At 71.1% G+C, this 17,983-nt stretch carries 22 protein-coding genes; 11 read left to right on the forward strand and 11 right to left on the reverse strand.

Going from position 1 to position 17,983, the window contains the following annotated elements:
• Positions 1–6: 6 nt before the first annotated feature.
• The gene (locus tag ABRP24_RS15560) at positions 7–1,500 is read right to left on the reverse strand and encodes a SulP family inorganic anion transporter (protein WP_349849117.1); all 1,494 of its coding nucleotides are present in this window, start codon (positions 1,498–1,500) and stop codon (positions 7–9) included.
• Between the two features lie 41 nt (positions 1,501–1,541).
• On the opposite strand from ABRP24_RS15560, the gene ABRP24_RS15565 reads away from it, so the two are divergent.
• Positions 1,542–1,943 (forward strand): MerR family transcriptional regulator, encoded by a 402-nt coding sequence (locus tag ABRP24_RS15565; protein ID WP_027466340.1) that lies wholly within the window; start codon positions 1,542–1,544, stop codon positions 1,941–1,943.
• Here the strand turns inward: ABRP24_RS15565 and ABRP24_RS15570 are convergent.
• Both ABRP24_RS15570 and ABRP24_RS15575 read right to left on the reverse strand, forming a co-directional pair.
• Positions 1,920–2,123 (reverse strand): hypothetical protein, encoded by a 204-nt coding sequence (locus ABRP24_RS15570; protein WP_027466339.1) that lies wholly within the window; start codon positions 2,121–2,123, stop codon positions 1,920–1,922. The genes ABRP24_RS15565 and ABRP24_RS15570 overlap by 24 nt on opposite strands.
• Complete coding sequence (locus ABRP24_RS15575) at positions 2,113–2,466, reverse strand: hypothetical protein (protein WP_027466338.1); 354 nt, start codon at positions 2,464–2,466, stop codon at positions 2,113–2,115. Before ABRP24_RS15575 ends, ABRP24_RS15570 begins: the two co-directional genes overlap by 11 nt.
• Before the next feature lie 171 nt (positions 2,467–2,637).
• Here ABRP24_RS15575 and aspS point away from each other — a divergent pair, with 171 nt between their 5' ends.
• Complete coding sequence (gene aspS / locus ABRP24_RS15580; protein ID WP_027466337.1) at positions 2,638–3,978, forward strand: aspartate--tRNA(Asn) ligase; 1,341 nt, start codon at positions 2,638–2,640, stop codon at positions 3,976–3,978.
• Between the two features lie 119 nt (positions 3,979–4,097).
• On the opposite strand, the gene ABRP24_RS15585 is transcribed toward aspS, so the two are convergent.
• The 5 genes from ABRP24_RS15585 to ABRP24_RS15605 form a co-directional block, all read right to left on the reverse strand.
• Entirely contained in the window at positions 4,098–4,391 is a 294-nt protein-coding gene (locus ABRP24_RS15585) for a Dabb family protein (protein ID WP_071247431.1), read from the reverse strand.
• Positions 4,388–4,642 carry a glutaredoxin family protein gene (locus ABRP24_RS15590; RefSeq protein WP_071247435.1) on the reverse strand — a complete coding sequence of 85 codons (255 nt, stop codon included), beginning with the start codon at positions 4,640–4,642 and terminating at the stop codon, positions 4,388–4,390. The genes ABRP24_RS15585 and ABRP24_RS15590 overlap by 4 nt, the downstream gene beginning before the upstream one ends.
• A gap of 87 nt (positions 4,643–4,729) precedes the next feature.
• Positions 4,730–4,828 carry a 30S ribosomal protein bS22 gene (locus tag ABRP24_RS15595; RefSeq protein WP_003792170.1) on the reverse strand — a complete coding sequence of 33 codons (99 nt, stop codon included), beginning with the start codon at positions 4,826–4,828 and terminating at the stop codon, positions 4,730–4,732.
• Positions 4,829–4,937: 109 nt separating this feature from the next.
• Positions 4,938–5,132 (reverse strand): helix-turn-helix domain-containing protein, encoded by a 195-nt coding sequence (locus ABRP24_RS15600; protein ID WP_017888579.1) that lies wholly within the window; start codon positions 5,130–5,132, stop codon positions 4,938–4,940.
• A 137-nt stretch (positions 5,133–5,269) separates the two neighbouring features.
• Positions 5,270–5,785 carry a helix-turn-helix transcriptional regulator gene (locus ABRP24_RS15605; protein ID WP_051596885.1) on the reverse strand — a complete coding sequence of 172 codons (516 nt, stop codon included), beginning with the start codon at positions 5,783–5,785 and terminating at the stop codon, positions 5,270–5,272.
• A 74-nt stretch (positions 5,786–5,859) separates the two neighbouring features.
• Between ABRP24_RS15605 and ABRP24_RS15610 the strand changes: the two genes are divergently transcribed.
• Together ABRP24_RS15610 and ABRP24_RS15615 are read left to right on the forward strand one after the other, a co-directional pair.
• Positions 5,860–7,293: a TrkH family potassium uptake protein gene (locus tag ABRP24_RS15610; protein ID WP_027466334.1), complete on the forward strand. Its 1,434-nt coding sequence runs from the start codon at positions 5,860–5,862 to the stop codon at positions 7,291–7,293.
• Entirely contained in the window at positions 7,286–7,981 is a 696-nt protein-coding gene (locus ABRP24_RS15615) for a TrkA family potassium uptake protein (protein ID WP_216852501.1), read from the forward strand. Before ABRP24_RS15610 ends, ABRP24_RS15615 begins: the two co-directional genes overlap by 8 nt.
• Positions 7,982–8,068: 87 nt before the next feature.
• On the opposite strand, the gene proC is transcribed toward ABRP24_RS15615, so the two are convergent.
• Positions 8,069–8,899: a pyrroline-5-carboxylate reductase gene (gene proC, locus ABRP24_RS15620; protein WP_349849122.1), complete on the reverse strand. Its 831-nt coding sequence runs from the start codon at positions 8,897–8,899 to the stop codon at positions 8,069–8,071.
• A 64-nt stretch (positions 8,900–8,963) separates the two neighbouring features.
• Here proC and ABRP24_RS15625 point away from each other — a divergent pair, with 64 nt between their 5' ends.
• Positions 8,964–9,920 (forward strand): cation diffusion facilitator family transporter, encoded by a 957-nt coding sequence (locus ABRP24_RS15625; protein ID WP_027466331.1) that lies wholly within the window; start codon positions 8,964–8,966, stop codon positions 9,918–9,920.
• Here ABRP24_RS15625 and ABRP24_RS15630 read toward each other — a convergent pair.
• On the reverse strand, positions 9,901–10,335 hold the full coding sequence (locus ABRP24_RS15630; protein WP_349849133.1) for a nucleoside deaminase: 435 nt from the start codon (positions 10,333–10,335) through the stop codon (positions 9,901–9,903). The genes ABRP24_RS15625 and ABRP24_RS15630 overlap by 20 nt on opposite strands.
• Before the next feature lie 76 nt (positions 10,336–10,411).
• Between ABRP24_RS15630 and upp the strand changes: the two genes are divergently transcribed.
• The 5 genes from upp to ABRP24_RS15655 all read left to right on the forward strand — a co-directional run bounded on the left by upp (position 10,412) and on the right by ABRP24_RS15655 (position 16,083).
• The gene (gene upp, locus ABRP24_RS15635) at positions 10,412–11,047 is read left to right on the forward strand and encodes a uracil phosphoribosyltransferase (protein ID WP_110861591.1); all 636 of its coding nucleotides are present in this window, start codon (positions 10,412–10,414) and stop codon (positions 11,045–11,047) included.
• A gap of 682 nt (positions 11,048–11,729) precedes the next feature.
• Positions 11,730–12,497 (forward strand): winged helix-turn-helix domain-containing protein, encoded by a 768-nt coding sequence (locus ABRP24_RS15640; RefSeq protein WP_027466328.1) that lies wholly within the window; start codon positions 11,730–11,732, stop codon positions 12,495–12,497.
• A 258-nt stretch (positions 12,498–12,755) separates the two neighbouring features.
• A complete protein-coding gene (locus tag ABRP24_RS15645) occupies positions 12,756–13,268 on the forward strand; it encodes a MarR family winged helix-turn-helix transcriptional regulator (RefSeq protein WP_027466327.1) in 513 nt (170 codons plus the stop codon).
• Positions 13,265–14,614: a deoxyribodipyrimidine photo-lyase gene (locus ABRP24_RS15650; protein ID WP_349849123.1), complete on the forward strand. Its 1,350-nt coding sequence runs from the start codon at positions 13,265–13,267 to the stop codon at positions 14,612–14,614. The genes ABRP24_RS15645 and ABRP24_RS15650 overlap by 4 nt, the downstream gene beginning before the upstream one ends.
• Positions 14,611–16,083 carry a serine hydrolase domain-containing protein gene (locus tag ABRP24_RS15655; RefSeq protein ID WP_349849124.1) on the forward strand — a complete coding sequence of 491 codons (1,473 nt, stop codon included), beginning with the start codon at positions 14,611–14,613 and terminating at the stop codon, positions 16,081–16,083. The genes ABRP24_RS15650 and ABRP24_RS15655 overlap by 4 nt, the downstream gene beginning before the upstream one ends.
• A gap of 55 nt (positions 16,084–16,138) precedes the next feature.
• Here the strand turns inward: ABRP24_RS15655 and ABRP24_RS15660 are convergent, their stop codons facing one another.
• A complete protein-coding gene (locus ABRP24_RS15660; protein WP_349849383.1) occupies positions 16,139–17,110 on the reverse strand; it encodes a PfkB family carbohydrate kinase in 972 nt (323 codons plus the stop codon).
• A 157-nt stretch (positions 17,111–17,267) separates the two neighbouring features.
• On the opposite strand from ABRP24_RS15660, the gene ABRP24_RS15665 reads away from it, so the two are divergent.
• Positions 17,268–17,885 (forward strand): TetR/AcrR family transcriptional regulator, encoded by a 618-nt coding sequence (locus ABRP24_RS15665; protein WP_349849385.1) that lies wholly within the window; start codon positions 17,268–17,270, stop codon positions 17,883–17,885.
• Positions 17,886–17,983 lie beyond the last annotated feature (98 nt).

The following is a 17,983-nucleotide window of genomic DNA, read 5'->3' on the forward strand; positions in this document are numbered from 1 at the left end:
AAGCACTCAGCCGCCGAGCTCACCGGAGAGCCGCCCGTGCAGCGCGATCGAGCCGGTGTCGAGGTTCACCACCTCGACGGTCGACCCGTGCTTCGCGAACCGCTGTTCGACCCCGTCGAGCGCGGCGACCGTGGACGCGTCGAACACGTGGGCGTCGGCCAGGTCGATGATCACGTGCTCCGGGTCCTCGGCGTACGAGAACCGTGTGACGAGGTCGTTCGACGAAGCGAAGAACAGCGCCCCACGGACCCGGTACCGCACGGTGCGGTCGTCGACCGGCTCGCGGACCACGGTCACCACGTGGGCCACCCGTCGGGCGAAGACCAGGGCCGCCACGACCACGCCGACGAGCACCCCGGTGGCGAGGTTCTCGGTCACGACGACCACCACGACGGTGACGAGCATGACCGCGGTCTCGCCGAGCGGCATCCGTCGGAGGGTGCGCGGTCGGATGCTGTGCCAGTCGAAGGTCGCGACGCAGACCATGAGCATGACCGCCGTCAGTGCCGCCATCGGGATCTGGGCCACGAGGTCGTGGAGCGCGATCGTCAGGACCAGTACCGAGACGCCGGCCGCGAAGGTCGAGACGCGGGTCCGGGCACCCGCGGTCTTCACGTTGATCACCGTCTGGCCGATCATCGCGCAGCCGCCGGTCCCACCGAAGAAGGCGGACGCGATGTTCGCGACACCCTGACCCCAGGACTCGCGCCACTTGCTCGAGCCCGTCTCCGTGATGGAGTCGACGAGCTGCGCGGTGAGCAGGGTCTCGATCAGGCCGACGATCGCGACGCCGAACGCGTACGGGGCGATGATCTGCAGCGTCTCGAAGGTGAACGGCGTCGTGATGCCGCCGAAGCCCGGGAGCGCCGTCGGCAGGGCGCCCTCGTCGCCGACCGTCGGCACGGCGATGCTGAACACCATCGTGAGGCCGGTGACGACGACCACAGCGATGAGCGGCGCGGGCACCGCCTTCGTCAGGAACGGGAAGCCGACGATGATCGCGATGCCGAGCACGGTCAGCGGCCAGACGACGAACGGGACGTCGTCGCCGAGCAGGTTCGGCAGCTGGGCGGTGAAGATGAGGATGGCCAGGGCGTTCACGAACGCGACGTTCACGCTGCGCGGGATGAAGCGCATCAGCCGTGCCACCCCGAGGAACCCGAGCACGAGCTGGAACACGCCACCCAGCACGATCGCGGGCACGAGGTACTCGATCCCGTGCTCCCGGACGAGCGGGGCGATGACGAGCGCCACCGAGCCGGCTGCGGCGGAGATCATCGCCGGGCGACCGCCGACGATGGAGATCACGATCGCGATGACGACGCTCGAGAACAGACCGACCGCGGGATCGACCCCGGCGACGACGGAGAACGAGATCGCCTCGGGGATGAGGGCCAGCGCGGTGACGATGCCGGCCAGGACCTCTCGGGTGAGCATGCGGGGCGAGCGGAGGGCGGCGAGGACGCTCGGGGCCGTCGGCGCGTGTGTGATCACGGACATCGATCGGAACTCTACCCTCACGTGAGGGTAGAGTCGTACCCGTGAGCACCAGCGACGTCCCCGACACGATGCACATCGGCGAACTCGCCGACCGCGCCGGCATGTCCCTGCGCACCATCCGGCACTACGACGAGGTCGGGCTGCTCGTACCGAGCGGCCGCACCACCGGGGGGTTCCGGGTCTACACGGCGCAGGACCTCGATCGGTTGCTCGTGATCCGCCGGATGAAGCCGCTCGGGTTCACGCTCGACGAGATGGCCGAGCTGCTCCGCGTGGTCGACGCCCTCGCGACGAAGGACCCCGAGGACGAACCAGCGCTGGCGGCCCGCCTCGACGCGTACCTCGAGGACGCCCGAGCCCGCCACGCCAAGCTCGTCGAACGGGCCGGCATGGCCGAGGAGTTCATCGGCACGCTCGGGTCACTCCGCGCTTCGCTCCCCTGAACGCTCGTACCGTGCGAGCCATCGCCGTTCTGCCTCGGCAGCTTCTTCCGGGGTGTACTCCAGGCGGGCTTCCACCCGCTCGAACATGGCGATCATCTTCCGCGCCTTCCGTTTCGGGTACGCGTCGAGGATGACCTGGTTGAGCCGGACCTGAGCGCGCCGACGTTCCTCACCCGTCATGTGCATGAACATCCGTTGCATCGCGTACCTCTTTTCCGAGTGTTCGTACCAGGACACTCACACCCGGATCATCGACCCGTCCATGAATCTGCATGTCGTACATCGCTCCAGCGACCATCCGACCGATCTCGGCTTTGCCGACGTCGTCGGACGAGACCATCTCGGCCGCCCAGACGACCTGTTGCCACACGTACGCTCGCTCGGTCGCGCGCTGCTCTCGCCGCCACCGCATGAACGACCAGATCGTCGCCGTCGTGGTGCCGCCGAGCGCCATCAACGACGCGACGACCGTCGCGACCGCCGCAGGCGGCCAGGTCGCGAGCTCCCCTGTCCCCGTCCCCACCCGGTCCCCCTCTCGTCCCGCGACCCGGCCACGTCGAGAACGCTACGGAGTCCACGCGCGCCGCCACGGGCCTCCCGGCATTCGGTGGAGAACGCCGGACGCAGGCGGCCGTGTGGAGGGAGGAACCCTGCCGCCCACGCCCCCGGACGCAGGCGGTTAGACTCGACCACCGTGATCGAACGCACCCGCATCGCCGACCTGGCAGCCCTCCCCGACGGTCCCGTCTCCGTGGCCGGATGGGTCGAGACCGTCCGAGACCAGAAGAAGGTGCAGTTCGTCGTGCTGCGCGACGAGACCGGCGCCGTCCAGCTCGTGAACCCGGCGACGCGCGAGGCCGAGGACGGCGACGACGCCGCACAGTCCGCGCTCGCGACCACGAACGAGATCTCCGGCCTGGCGCACGGCACCTTCGTGCACGTCACGGGCACGCTGAAGCACGACGAGCGCGTGAAGCTCGGCGGGCTCGAGGTCAAGATCGGTGCGCTGCAGGTGGTGAGCGCCGCGATCCCGGAGACCCCGATCGCCGACGACTCGTCGCTCGACAAGCGTCTCGACTGGCGTTTCCTCGACCTGCGCAACCGCAAGCAGAACCTGATCTTCCGCATCCAGACGACGCTGGAGCACGCGTTCCGCACGTACTGGGTCGACCGCGACTACATCGAGATCCACACCCCGAAGCTCATGGCGTCGGCCTCCGAGTCGCGCGCCGAGCTGTTCCAGCTCGAGTACTTCGAGACGACCGCCTACCTGGCCCAATCGCCGCAGAACTTCAAGCAGATGGCACAGCCGGCCGGCTTCGGTGCCGTGTTCGAAATCGCCGACGCCTTCCGCGCCGACCCGTCGTTCACGAGCCGCCACGCGACCGAGTTCACCAGCGTCGACGCCGAGTTCTCGTGGATCGAGTCCCACGAGGACGTCATGGCGATGCACGAAGAGGTCCTGGTCGCCGGCATCACCGCCGTCAAGGAGAAGTACGGCAAGGACATCGCCGAGGTCTTCGGCTTCGAGCTGCAGGTCCCCGCGACGCCGTTCCCCCGCGTGACCCTGGCCGACGCGCGCAAGATCGTCGCCGACAGCGGCTACGACGTCGTCCGCGCCGACGGTGACCTGGACCCCGAGGGCGAGCGCCGCGTCGCCGCCTGGGCGAAGGAGCACCACGGCTCCGAGTTCGTGTTCGTCACCGAGTACGACGCCTCGATCCGGCCGTACTACCACATGCGGAAGCCCGGCGACCCGTCGGTCACCAACAGCTACGACCTCATCTTCAACGGCGCCGAGATCTCCACGGGTGCCCAGCGTGAGCACCGCGTCGACGTGCTCGAGGCGCAGGCCGTCGAGAAGGGCCTCGACCCGGAGGAGCTCGGCTGGTACCTCGACTTCTTCCGCTACGGCGTCCCGCCGCACGGTGGCTTCGGCATGGGCCTCGCGCGCGTGCTGATGCTCATGCTCGGTGAGCCCTCGATCCGCGAGGTCACGTACCTGTTCCGTGGCCCGACGCGCCTGACCCCGTAGGTCCCGCGCTGCGCGGCACCGCCGCGCGCACATGGTGAGCAGCAATGGTCGCCTCCCGATGCGGGAGGCGACCATTGCTGCTCACGAAGCGACGAGCGCGCGCGGACGGGAGGCCCGGCTCAGCTCTGCCAGTCGATGGCGGCCCGCGCCGTGACCAGTTCGCGGATCGCCGCTGCCGCGGCCTGGTGCTCCGGGTGCACCTGGTACGCATCGAGCCCGGCGAGGTCGTCGAAGCTGGCGACCACGGCGACGTCGTGGTTCTTGTCCGGGTAGGCGACGTTCTCGACGACCTCGAGCGAGCGGATCGACTCGACGGTGCCGACCAGACCGGTCAGGAGTTCGCGGATGCGGGCGATCGACGCGGTGCGGTCGAGATCGGTCCGCAGGGACCAGGAGACAACGTGGGAGATCATGCGCGGGCCTCGGCCTTCTCGAGCGCACGTGCGAGCCGGTCGGCGTCGACGTGCCAGTTGCTGTGGACGCGCCCGTCGATCAGTACGACCGGGATGTCCTCCGCGTACTCCTGGCGGAGGGCGTCGTCGTCGAGGATCGAGCGTTCCTGCAGGGTGACCCCCGGGTGGTCGGCGACGACGCGTTCGACCACGGGTCGGGCGTCGTCGCAGAGGTGGCATCCGGGCTTCGTCAGGAACGTCACTGCGGGCATGGTCCCAGCGTAGTCCGGGAACGCGAAAGCCCCGGCGAACCGGGGCTTCTCGTGCAGGTCCTCCGACCTGCGCAGACCTGTGAGGGTCTACTTCTTGTTGCGGCGCTGGTGACGCGTCTTGCGAAGGAGCTTGCGGTGCTTCTTCTTCGCCATGCGCTTACGACGCTTCTTGATGACAGAACCCATGTGGACCTCGCTCGGACTGATGCTGATGTACGGACACCGGGCCGAAGAGACCGCGGAAAATCAACCTGCCCGAGTCTACCGGCTGCCCGCTGTGATGTCGAACGCGCGCTCAGCCGACGTCCGCCACGCCACCGCGCAGCACGTCGGCGACGGCCGACTCGGGGACGCGGAACGAGCGGCCGAAGCGGATGGCGGGGAGCTCACCGGCGTGCACCATCCGGTACACGGTCATCTTCGAGACGCGCATCATCTCGGCGACCTCAGCGACGGTGAGGAAGCGCACGTCGTCGAAACTGCCGGTCATGGTCCGCCTTCGGGGCTCGCACGCGCGCTGCGCACGGGAGTGGTGTGACCTGTGTGGTCAGTGGCAACTGTAGAGGCGCGTGCGACCCGGTGTCCAGGATCAGTCCGCGGCCGGTGCCCACCGGCCGCGCCGCGGGCTCAGTCCTCGTCGCCCCGGCGGGTGAAGCGCTTGCGGCTGCGGTCGACGACGCGCTCCCAGCCCTGCTGCGCTCCGGAGATCGCCGCGGTGGCCCGGTACGACGCCTCGGCCATCACACGGCCGAGTTCGGTGCCCACCTCGACGGTCGCCTTGCCGGCCGTGCCGTTCCGGCGGATCGACACCGGCTGGCCGTCCGGCGTCCACGCGGTGGTGGCCGGGGTGCCGTCGGCGTCGACCGCGCCCGTGAACGGCAGGACCCAGTCCTCCAGGTGCACGAGCGGCTCCGGGTCGAGCCGGTAGTAGCGGTGCTGCCCTTCTTCGCGACTGGTGACGAGCCCGATGTCGCGCAGGACACGCAGGTGCTTCGACACCGTGGGCTGACTGACCCCGAGGCGTTCGACGAGCTGACCGACGCTGAGCTCCCCGCCGGTGACGTCCGAACCGTAGGCGGACAACAGCGTGCCGAGCAGCTCGCGCCGGGTCGGGTCCGCCACGACGGAGAAGATGTCGGCCATGGGGCAAGGCTAGCCGGGGCACCACGGATGTACCATGACGAACCGTCCCGGCCCATGTCCTCGGAGGCATACGCATGCTCGACCGAACCGAGCCGATCCCGCACCACGTGAGTGTCGGCCGACGGCGAGCGAGCCGGATCGCGACGGTGCTGCGGTCGTCGCCGTCCCGACTGGCGATCGTCGTGTTCATCGCGCTGATCTTCCTGTTCACGGTGGCCTTCATGACGCCGTGGGCCACGGCGGACCGCAGCAGCACCCACTTCGCGGACGCCCTCTTCACCGCGGCGTCGGTGGTCTGCGTCACCGGGCTGTCCACGGTCGACATGGCGACGCACTGGTCGGTGTTCGGCAAGGTCCTGGTGGTCATCGGCACCCAGATCGGTGCCGTCGGCGTCCTGACCTTCGCGTCGATCCTCGGCCTGTTCGTCACCCGGAAGCTCGGCCTGCGCGCGAAGCTCATGGCGGCCGGCGACTCGAACCCGCTCCGCACCCACCACGGCGCCGTGCCCGAGGGGCAGGCCGTCCGGCTCGGCGAGGTCGGCACCCTGCTCGCGACGGTGGCGGTGAGCACCCTGTCGATCGAGATCGTCCTCGGCCTGCTGCTCCTGCCGTCGGTGCTCATCGCCGGCATCCCGTTCTGGACCGCGGTCGGCGACTCCTTCTACTACGCGGCGATGGCCTTCACGAACACCGGGTTCTCACCGAACGCCGACGGCCTCGACCCGTTCGCCCACGACTACTGGTTCCTGACGCTGCTCATGATCGGTGTCGTGGCGGGGTCCATCGGGTTCCCGGTGATCCGCGCCCTGACGAAGCAGCTGCGCACCCCGCGGCGCTGGCCGATCCACGTCAAGCTCACCCTGGCGACGAGCGCGGTCCTGCTCCTCGGCGGCGCGGTCGTCTACACCGCCCTCGAGGCGTCGAACCCGACGACCTTCGGCGAAGAAGGAGCCGGGCGCACCGCGTTCCAGGCGCTCTTCCTGTCGACGATGACCCGCTCCGGCGGGTTCTCGCTCGTCGACTTCGACCAGCTCAACGGCTCGAGCCTGCTCGTCACGGACATGCTCATGTTCATCGGTGGCGGATCCGCCTCGACGGCCGGCGGCATCAAGGTGACGACCCTCGCGGTGCTGTTCCTGGCCGCGGTCGCCGAGGCGCGCGGCCGCCAGAGCATGGAGGCCTTCGGTCGTCGGATCCCGAGCGACGTCCTGCGGGTCGCGGTGGCCATCGTGCTCTGGGGAGCGACGATCGTGGCCGTCGCGACCGTGGTGCTCCTGCAGATCACCGACGACTCGCTCGACCGCGTGCTGTTCGAGGTGATCTCGGCGTTCTCGACCAGCGGCCTGTCCTCCGGCGTGTCCGCGAACCTGCCGGAATCGGGCAAGTACGTGCTCGCCGCCACCATGTTCCTCGGCCGGGTCGGTACAGTGACCATCGCCGCTGCCCTGGCCGCCAGCCAGAGCCGGCAACTGTTCCGCCGTCCCGAGGAGAGGCCGATCGTTGGCTGACCGCACCCGTTCGTCGCACCAGCACGGTGCCATCAGTCACGACGCTCCCGTCCTCGTCATCGGGCTCGGTCGCTTCGGGGCCGCCACCGCCGGGCAGCTCGAACGCCAGGACCGCGAGGTGCTCGTCGTCGACACCGACGCCGGACTGGTGCAGAAGTGGTCCGACCGGGTCACCCACGCGGTGCAGGCGGACGCGACCGACATCGACGCGCTCCGGCAGATCGGCGCGCAGGACTTCGCCATCGCCGTCGTCGGCACGGGCAGCGACCTGGAGTCGAGCGTGCTCATCACGGCGAACCTGGTCGACCTCGGCGTCCCCCAGATCTGGGCGAAGGCGATCAGCCGCTCGCACGGCACGATCCTGTCCCGCATCGGCGCCAACCACGTCGTCTACCCCGAGCGCGAGGCCGGCGAGCGCACGGCGCACCTGGTCTCCGGCCGGATGCTCGACTTCATCGAGTTCGACGACGACTTCGCCGTGGTCAAGATGTTCCCGCCGCGCGCGGTCCGCGGCAAGGACCTCGCCACCACCGTGATCCGCACCCGCTTCGGCCTGACCGTGCTCGGCATCAAGCCGCCCGGCAACCCGTTCGTGCCGGCGACGCCGGACAGCGTCATCGGCGAGGACGACGTCATCATCGTCTCGGGTTCCGAGACCGATCTGGAGCGCTTCGCCGCGTACGAGTAGCGACCACCGGACGGACGGGAGGCCCGTGGCGGCGTCGCCCCGGGCCTCCCGTCCGCACTGTGGCTGCGTCCACGACGTGGTGTGCGTCTACGACGCGGCGATCTCCTCGGCACGCGCGATCGCGGCACGCGATGCGCGCAGCAGCGTGTCCGCCAGGTCGGCGTCCTGCAGCACCGCGACGGCACGCTCCGTCGTGCCCTTCGGGCTCGTCACCGCACGGCGCAGGTCGGCGGGCTCACGGCCCGACCGCTCGAGCAGCTCGACCGCGCCGCGGACGGTGCCCTGCACCATCGTCGCCGCCTGCTCGTGGGTGAACCCGAGCTCCTCGGCGGCACGCTGCCACTGCTCGACCAGCAGGAAGACGTAGGCGGGACCGGAGCCGGACACGGCGGACAGTGCGTCGAGCTGCTCCTCCGGCACCTCGATGACCTCGCCCGAGGCGGTGAACACCGACGACGCCAGCGCGACGGCCTCGGCGTCGGCCGAGGTGCCCGCGCTGATGCCGGTGACGCCGTGGCCGACGCCGATCGGGGTGTTCGGCAGGGCACGGACGACCCGGACGCCGGCGGGCAACCGAGCCTCCATGCTCGCGGTGGTGGTGCCGACGGCGACGCTGACCAGGACGGCACCGGGCTCCAGCTCGTCGGCGACCTCGTCGAGCAGGTCCGCGATCATGTACGGCTTCACGCCGACCACGACGAGGGCCGCGCCACGCACGGCCGCCCGGTTGGCGCCGGGGTCGGTGTCGCTCGCGGTGGCGTCGAGGCCGCGCTCCCGGTGGGCAGCAGCGGACGCCTCCGACTTCGTGGTGAGGGTCACGGTGGCCGGGTCGAGTCCCGCGGCGAGCAGGCCGTCGAGGACCGCGCCGGACATGGAGCCGACGCCGAGCAGGGCGGTGCGGGGCAGGTCGATCGTCATGCTCCCGACCCTACCGACGCGACCCGCCTAGGATCGTGTCGCAGACCACGAGAAGGGGACAGCTGTGAGCGCTTCCGGAGGCACGAAGGCGATCTTCGCCGCACTCGGTGCCAACATCGGCATCGCGATCGTGAAGTTCATCGCGGCGGCGATCAGCGGATCGGCGTCGATGCTGGCCGAGGGCGTGCACTCCCTGGCCGACTCCGCGAACCAGCTCCTGCTGCTGCTCGGTGGCCGCAAGGCCCGGCGAGCGGCGGACCAGGAGCACCCCTTCGGCTACGGGCGTGAACGCTACGTGTACGCGTTCGTCGTCTCCATCATCCTGTTCTCGGTCGGCGGTGTCTTCTCGCTCTACGAGGGCATCGAGAAGCTCGCCCACCCGCACCCGCTCGAGAACTGGTGGCTCCCCCTCGTCGTGCTCGTCATCGCCATCGGTCTCGAGGGCTTCTCGCTCCGCACCGCCCTGCACGAGGCCCGACCGCAGAAGGGTTCGCAGAGCTGGGTGCAGTTCGTGCGCCGTGCGAAGGCCCCCGAGCTGCCCGTCGTGATGCTCGAGGACACCGCGGCCCTGCTCGGCCTGGTCTTCGCCCTGTTCGGCGTCGGCCTGACGGCGATCACCGGCAACGGGGTGTTCGACGCGATCGGCACGATGCTCATCGCGGCGCTGCTCATCGCGGTCGCGGTGGTGCTCGGCATCGAGACGAAGAGCCTGCTCGTCGGCGAGGGCGCGACCGCCGCCGACGTCGAGCGCATCAAGCAGGCGGTGCTCGACGGCCCCGAGGTCGACGCGATCATCCACCTGAAGACCCTGTACCTCGGACCGGACGAGCTGATGGTCGGTGTGAAGGTCGCCGTCGACGGGGACCGCCGGCTCGGTGACGTCGCCGCCGGCATCGACACCGTCGAGCAGCGTGTCCGGAGCGCCGTGCCGATCGCCCGGGTGATCTACGTCGAACCGGACGTCCTGCGCACCGGGCCGCAGCCGCCGACCGAAGCGATCGTCATCCTCGCCGCGGACTGAAGAAGTCGTCGAGCAGCTCGGCACACGCCTGCTCGAGCACGCCCCCGATGACCTCGGAGCGGTGCGCCAGCCGTCGGTCCCTGGCGATGTCGTAGACGCTGCCGCTGGCGCCCGCCTTCGGGTCCCACGCGCCGAACACGACCCGGGGCAACCGTGCGGCCATGACGGCGCCGGCGCACATCGGGCAGGGCTCGAGCGTCACCACGAGCGTGTGCTCCTCGAGGTGCCAGTCCCCCGTCACCGCCGCTGCAGCACGCAGAGCCAGGACCTCGGCGTGGGCCGTCGGGTCCTGCCGCGCCTCGCGCTCGTTCCGACCGGTGGCGACCACGGCGCCGTCACGGTCGAGCACCACGGCGCCGACCGGGACGTCGTCGGTCTCCAGGCACCGTCGGGCCTCGTCGAGCGCACGCTCCATCGCCGGGACGAACGGGCGGGCTGCGGGCTCCTCCACGGGACCTCCTGACGGTCGGCGGCACGCTAGGCTCGACCCTATGCGAGTCCACGTCGCCGACCACCCGCTCATCACCCACAAGCTCTCGGTGCTCCGCGACCGTACGACGCCCTCCCCCACGTTCCGCGCCCTGACCGAGGAGCTCGTCACGCTCCTCGCGTACGAGGCCACGCGGGGCGTCCGGGTCACGGCGACGCCGATCGACACGCCGGTGGCGCACACCATGGGCGTCGCGATCGCCAAGCCGCGGCCGCTCGTCGTCCCGATCCTCCGCGCCGGGCTCGGCATGCTCGAGGGCATGGTCAAGCTCGTCCCGACGGCCGAGGTCGGCTTCCTCGGCATGGCCCGCAACGAGGAGACGCTCGAGCCGCAGACCTACGCCGAGCGCCTGCCCGACGATCTGTCCGGTCGGCAGTGCTTCGTGCTCGACCCGATGCTCGCCACCGGTGGCACCCTCGCCGCCGCGATCGACTTCCTGTTCGCCCGCGGTGCGCAGGAGGTCACGTGCGTGTGCATCCTCGGTGCCCCCGAGGGGCTCGCCATGGTCGAGCAGGCCGTCGGCGACCGCAACGTCTCGATCGTCCTCGGTGCGCTCGACGAGAAGCTCGACGAGAACGGGTACATCGTCCCGGGCCTCGGCGACGCCGGCGACCGCCTCTACGGCCTGGCCGAGTAGCGCAGACCCGACACGTCTCGGACAGGAGGCGCGGTGCCGGCTGGCACCGCGCCTCCTGTCGTCCGTGCGGTCCCGACCGCCGCACGCGCCCGTTCCGGGCGTACCCGCCCGTTCCGGGCGCACCTGCCTGTTCCGGGCGTACCTGCCCGTTCCGGGCGTACCAGGTCGGTTCTTTCGACCCGGTACGCCCGATTCGACTTTCCATCGCGTGCGCAATGGGAAAGAACGGGCGTGGCACTCGACGCCCGGGCGGTCGCGCCCACCGCACCGTCCGTGCGGACGGTTGACACCGCGTTGGTATACCGCAGATACTCGTCACATGACTGCAACCGTGTCCACCCGCGTCCTCTCCGAGGCGTGCTCCTCCGCAGGGGCAGTGGGGACCGTCGGCGTGATGATGCCGACCATGCCGGTCATGCGTTGTCGAATGTGTGCCTGATCGGCACCCGTTCCAGCCGGATCCCCCGCGACACCACCCCCGTCGCGAGCGCGTGATCCCCGGGTGACGGACACCGTCGGCGACGCGCACCACGTCACGAGGTCTGTCTCCCGTTCCCCCGGGTCGGCCCCGGTCCGCAGCAGGACCGCAGGGCACATCGGCGTACCGCCGTACCCGGGATGACGCATTCGACACCGGCCGCCGCGCCACCCGCGCACCGGCCACACCGCCCGGAGAACCACCATGTCGCTCACCATCGCCCAGCCCCGCACCGCGCTCCGCACCGCACCGGCCCCGACCGACCTCGGCACCGTGACGCCGATCCGCCCGCGCCCGGCCTCCCCGGCAGCCACCGGACCGGCCACCGTGCCGACGAGCCCCGTGGTCGCACCGCAGCGGAACCGCGCGCTCCCCGAGGGCACCGAGGCCCGCGGCTTCGCCCTGTACGTCGGCATCGACGAAGCGAAGGCCGCAGCCGCCGGCACGACCCTGGCCGCGGTGGTCGAGCAGCTGAAGGCCCTCACCGCGCAGCTCGTCCCGTCGTCCGAGACCTACGCGGCCGTCGCCGTCGCCGCCGAGCACTCCGGTGGCCGTGACGTCGACGTCGTCCGGCTCGCCCTGCAGGACCGCTCCGCGGTGGCCGCCCGCAAGCAGGCCGAGAAGCCCGAGCCCGAGGAGACCGGTGTCGTCATCGACATCTCGCGGAAGCGCGTGACCCTCGACGGCGAAGCGGCACCCCTGACCTACAAGGAGTTCGAACTCCTGCAGTTCCTGGTCCTCCGCGAGGGCCAGACCGTCGACCGTTCCGCGATCATCGAGGGCCTCTGGTCGGACGGCGAGGACGAGACCCCGAACGAGCGCACCATCGACGTGCACGTGCGTCGGCTCCGCTCCAAGCTCGGCGCGTTCGAGGAGATCGTCCGCACCGTGCGGGGCGTCGGCTACCGCTTCGACCGGCACGCGGACGTCGCTGTGCGGTACGCGTCGACCCCGTCGCCCGACCTCTTCTGAGCCTGATCGACTGCTCTTGGTGAACTCGCAGCGAACCGGCCACGGAGAGGCTGGCGCGCCGTTACCCCTTCGTTATACAGTCGGTGGTGCAGACGGTGTTTGCTGTGGCAGCGCCTGCGGAATGTGATTGCAGGAAACTCTTGGTGCAAGGGAGAGGGCCGGTCGCCGACAGGCGGCCGGCCCTCGTGCATGTCGCCCGGTTCCTGTCGGACCCCGTCGGTAGTGTGGTCAGACCGTACGACCGGAGGGAACGCGAACGTGAGCGAGACACGCCGCAGTGAGAAGGCGACCGCCGTCGCCGCCTGGGAAGCGCTCTTCCGCGCCCAGGTCGCCGTGATGCGGAGTCTCAACGCGGACTTCCCCGGCGACGAGATCTCGTTCAACGAGTACGACGTCTGCTTCAACCTGTCGACCCAGCCCGGCCGCCGCTGCCGGATGCGCGACCTCACCGGGCACCTGCTCCTCACCCAGCCGAGCGTCAGCCGCCTGGTCGACCGACTCCTCGCCCGCGGCATCGTCGAGAAGCAGCCGGACCCCACCGACGCCCGCGGTGTGATCGTGGCGCTGACCCCGCACGGCTTCGACGTCTACCGGCAGGTCGCCGTGCAGCACGCGGCGAGCATCGCGCAGCAGGTCGGTGCCGGGCTGTCCGACCCCGAACTGCGCACCCTCACCGAACTCTGCACGAAGCTCCGGCTGGCGGTCGGCACTGCACCGGGCCGGCGGTCGACGACCCGCCCGGTGGCCGCTCCGGATGCGGCGACGGTGTGACCGGCGCGATCGTCTGGCTCCGTGACGACCTGCGGCTGTCGGACAACCCCGCGCTCCGTGCGGCGATCGACCACGGTGGCGACGTCACGGTGGTGGTCGTCTTCGACGAGCAGTCGCCGGGGCTCCGTCCGATCGGTGCCGCGAGCCGCTGGTGGCTGCACCAATCGCTGACCGCCCTCGACGCCGACCTGCAGGAGCGCGGTTCCCGGCTGGTCCTCCGACGCGGTGCCGCGGCGACGGTCATCGACCAGCTCGTCGCCGACACCGGGGCGAACGCCGTGTACTGGAACCGTCGGTACGGCGCCGTCGAGCGGGACATCGACGCCGGCATCAAGGCGGCCCTGCACGACCGTGGCGTCGAGGCGCACAGCTTCGCCGCGAACCTGCTCTGGGAACCGTGGACCGTGCTCACCGGGCAGGGCGAGCCGTACAAGGTCTTCACCCCGTTCTGGAACGCCGTCCAGGCTCTGCCCGAACCGCGCCACCCCCTGCCCGACCCCGACGACCTGCCCGCTGCGGCCGACGTCACCGGTGATGCCCTGGCCGACTGGGCACTGCTGCCGACGAAGCCCGACTGGGCCGGCGGGCTCCGTGACGCCTGGACCCCGGGTGAGCACGGCGCCCAGCAGCAGCTCGAGCACTTCGTCGAGCACGCGCTCGAGGACTACGACCAGCGCGACGAGCCCGCGATGGAAGCCACCAGCAGCCTGTCGCCGTTCCTGCGGTGGGGCGAGATCAGCCCGTACCAGGTGTGGCACCGCCTGCACGAGCGGCTCGAGCCCGCGCAGCGCCAGAACGCCGCCGCGTTCCTCCGGCAGCTGGCATGGCGGGAGTTCAACTGGAACGAGTACTTCCACTGTGACGACATCGCCACCGTCAACGTCCGTCGGAACTTCGACGCGTTCCCGTGGCGTGACCCGGAAGCGGCCGAGCTCGACCGCTGGCGGCAGGGCCTGACCGGCTTCGACCTGGTCGACGCGGGCATGCGTGAGCTCTGGCACAGCGGCACCATGCACAACCGGGTGCGGCTGGCGGCCGGGAGCTTCCTCGTGAAGAACCTGCTCGTCGACTGGCGCGTCGGGGAACAGTGGTTCTGGGACACGCTGGTCGACGCCGACCCCGCCAACAACGCGGCGAACTGGCAGTGGGTCGCGGGCTCCGGCTTCGACGCCGCCCCGTACTTCCGGGTCTTCAACCCGGACCGGCAACTCGAGCGCTTCGACCCGCACCGCGAGTACGTCCACCGCTGGGTCCCCGCCGACGAGCTGCGCCCCGAGCCGATGGTCGACCTGAAGGCGTCGCGGCAGCGGGCGCTCGACGCCTACGAACGGATGCGGCGATCGTGACCGGGTCGCACCCCGCGGTCGCCGCCGTCGTCGACCAGGTCGACGAGCTGTTCCGTGCTCGTGTCGAACAGGGCATCGCGCCGAGCAGCGTGTGGGGCGTGTTCGACCGCTCCGGGCTCGTCGCGTCCGGTGGGCACGGCGACCGCGGGGACGGCCGGCGGCCGGACGCCGACACCGTCTACCGCATCGCCTCCTGCACCAAGAGCGTCACCGCCGCGACCCTGCTGACCCTCGTCGCACGAGGTGCGCTCGATCTCGACGCGCCCATCACCGACTTCGTGCCGGCGTTCGGCGCCGTCACCCTGCCGACCCCGGACTCCCCCGTCCCCACGGTGCGGATGCTGCTGACGATGTCGGCGGGCTTCCCCACCGACGATCCCTGGGCCGACCGGCAGGAGTCGATCTCGGACGCCGAGCTCGACGAGGTCCTGCGCGGCGGCCTCCTCTTCGACTCGCTGCCCGGCACCCGCTTCGCCTACTCGAACCTCGGCTACGCCCTGCTCGGCCGGGTCGTCGCCGTCGTGACGGGGCGGCCCTTCACCGTGGCCGCCGACGAGACCGTGCTCCGTCCCCTCGGGCTCACCGACACGGTGTTCAGCGCCGACGAGTCCACCGGGTTCGTCGTCACCGGTGTCCGCGGACACGAGGGCGACTGGGAACCCCTGCCGATGACGGGCCCCGGCGCGTTCTCGTCGATCGGCGGGCTCTTCTCGACCGTCCGCGACCTGGCGCGCTGGGCGACGCACCTCGGTTCGGCGTTCTCCGCAGCGCCGGAACCCGGCCCGGTCTCCCCCGCCGATCGCCGGCTCATGCAGCAGGCGATGCGGGTCGTCCCGTCGTCCGTCGTCCCGGGTTCGGCCCGCGCGACGGCGTACGGCTTCGGGCTGTTCGTCGAGCAGGACGACCGCTTCGGCGAGCTCGTCTCGCACTCCGGCGGCTACCCGGGCTTCTCCGCGCACATGCGGTGGTCCGTTCGCGACGGCCTCGGGGTCGTCGCGTTCGAGAACGCGACGCAGGCCAAGGTGTCCGCGGCCGCACAGCAGGCGCACGACCTCGTGCTCGACGCGGCGCTGACGGCCCGGACACCCGGCCCATCGGACGCCGGCACCGACGTGACCGGAGCGACCAGTGGGGTGGCGGCGACCACCCGCGCGACGCGGGTCGCCCAGGCCGCCGTGACGCGCCTCCTGGCCGACTGGCACGACGACCTGGCGGACGCGATCTGCACGCCGAACGTGGCCATGGACGTGCCCTACGACCGCCGACGGCGGGCGGTGGCGCAGGCCGTCGGCGATGTCGGCGCCGACCTCGGCGCCGCACCGGTGTCCGAGTACTCGGCGACGCCGTCACACCTGCGCTGGTGGCTCCCCGGCACCTGCGGGCGACTGCGCGTCGAGATCCGGCTCGCACCCGCAGCCGCGGGGCGCGTCCAGACCCTGAACGTCGTCGCCGAACCGTCGGAGCACTGACCGAGCGCTGACCCGACCGAGCGCTGACCAGGCGGTGCCACGTGGGTACCCCGGCTCAGACCGGCGGTCGACCGCCCACGAAGCCGAGTGCCCGCGCGGCGACCCGAGTGCCCTCGCGGGCTGCCGCACCGACGCGGACCGGATCCGTCGCCCACGCACGGACGAACCCGGCGACGAAGGCATCCCCGGCGCCGATGGTGTCGACGACGGTCGCCGGTGTCGCGGGGACCCGGTGGACGCTGCGGCCGCGGCGCCCGATGAGCGCGCCGTCGGCCCCGGCCGTGACGACGACCAGTGGGACGTGCTCCGTCAGCCGCCGCACCGCGGAGTCGAGGTCGTCGCCCCCGCCGAGGGCGAGCGCCTCGTGCTGGTCGGGGAAGAGCACGTCGACGCCCCGCAGGGCGTGGAGGAACCGGTCGGCGCCGATCGTCTCGATCACCGCCACCGACGAGGGGTCCACCGCCACGCGCGCCGGCCCCGTCCGGGCGCACGCCACCAGGTCGGCGAGCCGGTCGGCCCCGCCGCCGAGCATGGCGGCCCCGGTCAGGTGCACGATGTCGGCGCGGGCGACCACCGACGGCGGGACGTCGGCGGCACTGATCTTCCCGCTCGCGGCGGGGTCGGACATCGCGGTGCGACCGTGGTCGTTGCGGACCGAGACGACGACCCCGGTGGACGTCATCGCGTCGTAGCGCAGGTGGGCGCGGACCCCGGCGTCCTCGAGCGCGCGCTCGTGGCGGTAGACGTCGTCGACCCCGACCCGGGCGACGACGTCGACCTCGGCCCCGAGCCAGCCGAGCCAGGTGGCCGTGTTGCCACCGGCGCCGGTCGGACGGTGGCGGATCTCCGCAGCGGGGTCGTGCACCCCGATCCGGTGTGCGGTGGTGTGCACGAGGACACCGTCCAGGACGTCGCCGACGACCAGGAAGCGTTTTCCGGCGCCACGACGGCGACCCGTGAGCACCCGTCCGGCGCGGGTCCCCTCGGGCCGGGATGGCGGCGGAGCGCCCTCGTACGGCATGGACATCCGGAACAGTGTACCCGGAGCCGAGTTTTTCTCCGTTTCTATCGGTGAAAACGGAGGTTTCCAAGAGGGATCACACACGACGACCATGGTGTCATTGAAATACTGGCTGCTAGTATGTGGGCGGTCGCGCGACCACCGCCCAGACGACGGAGATGCCATGCCCAGGAAGCCCGACCCCACCCGCAAGCCCGCGATCCTCCAGAAGGTCGTCGACCACTTCGTCGAGACCAAGATCGAGGACGTCACGGTCCGGGGGCTCGGCCGCGTGCTCGGGACGAGTGCCTACCCGGTCGTCTACCACTTCGGCTCACGCGAAGCCCTGATCGACTCCGTCGTCGAACACCTGGCGGCCTCGCGGCCGGTGGCGACGCTCGACCCCGACGCCGACGCGGACGCCCTCGCCGATCACCTGGTCGCGGCCTTCGGCGGGCTCGATGACCCGCACCGTGCGCTGGCCGCGCGACTCACCTTCGAACTCGGATCGGTCGAGTCCCTCGACGGACGCGACCGCCAGCGCCGCGCGCACCGCTGCCACGTGGCGGCCATCCGGGCGTGGTGCCGGGCACACGGTGCCGACCCCGTCCTCGCCGAACGTGCGGCACAGGACACGGTGATGGCCGCCCGCGGAGCGCAGTGGAGCGCGCTCGTCGACCGCGCGCGCACCGAGGCCGACGCCGCACTGCGTCGCATCGCCCACGACCTGGCTTCGAGCACGACCGGCGCCGACCGCGCGCTGCGCGCGACCGCGACAGAGAACCGGTCGCGGATCCGGTGACGGCGTGCGGTCCGGAACGGCACCCGGACCACGAACGGGAGGCACGGTGCCAGCTGGCACCGTGCCTCCCGTTCGTCAGGTGGTCACCGTGGTGACCC

Origin of the sequence: Curtobacterium sp. WHRI 8282, from assembly GCF_040223925.2 — a bacterium.
In the GTDB taxonomy this organism is placed as follows: domain Bacteria; phylum Actinomycetota; class Actinomycetes; order Actinomycetales; family Microbacteriaceae; genus Curtobacterium; species Curtobacterium flaccumfaciens.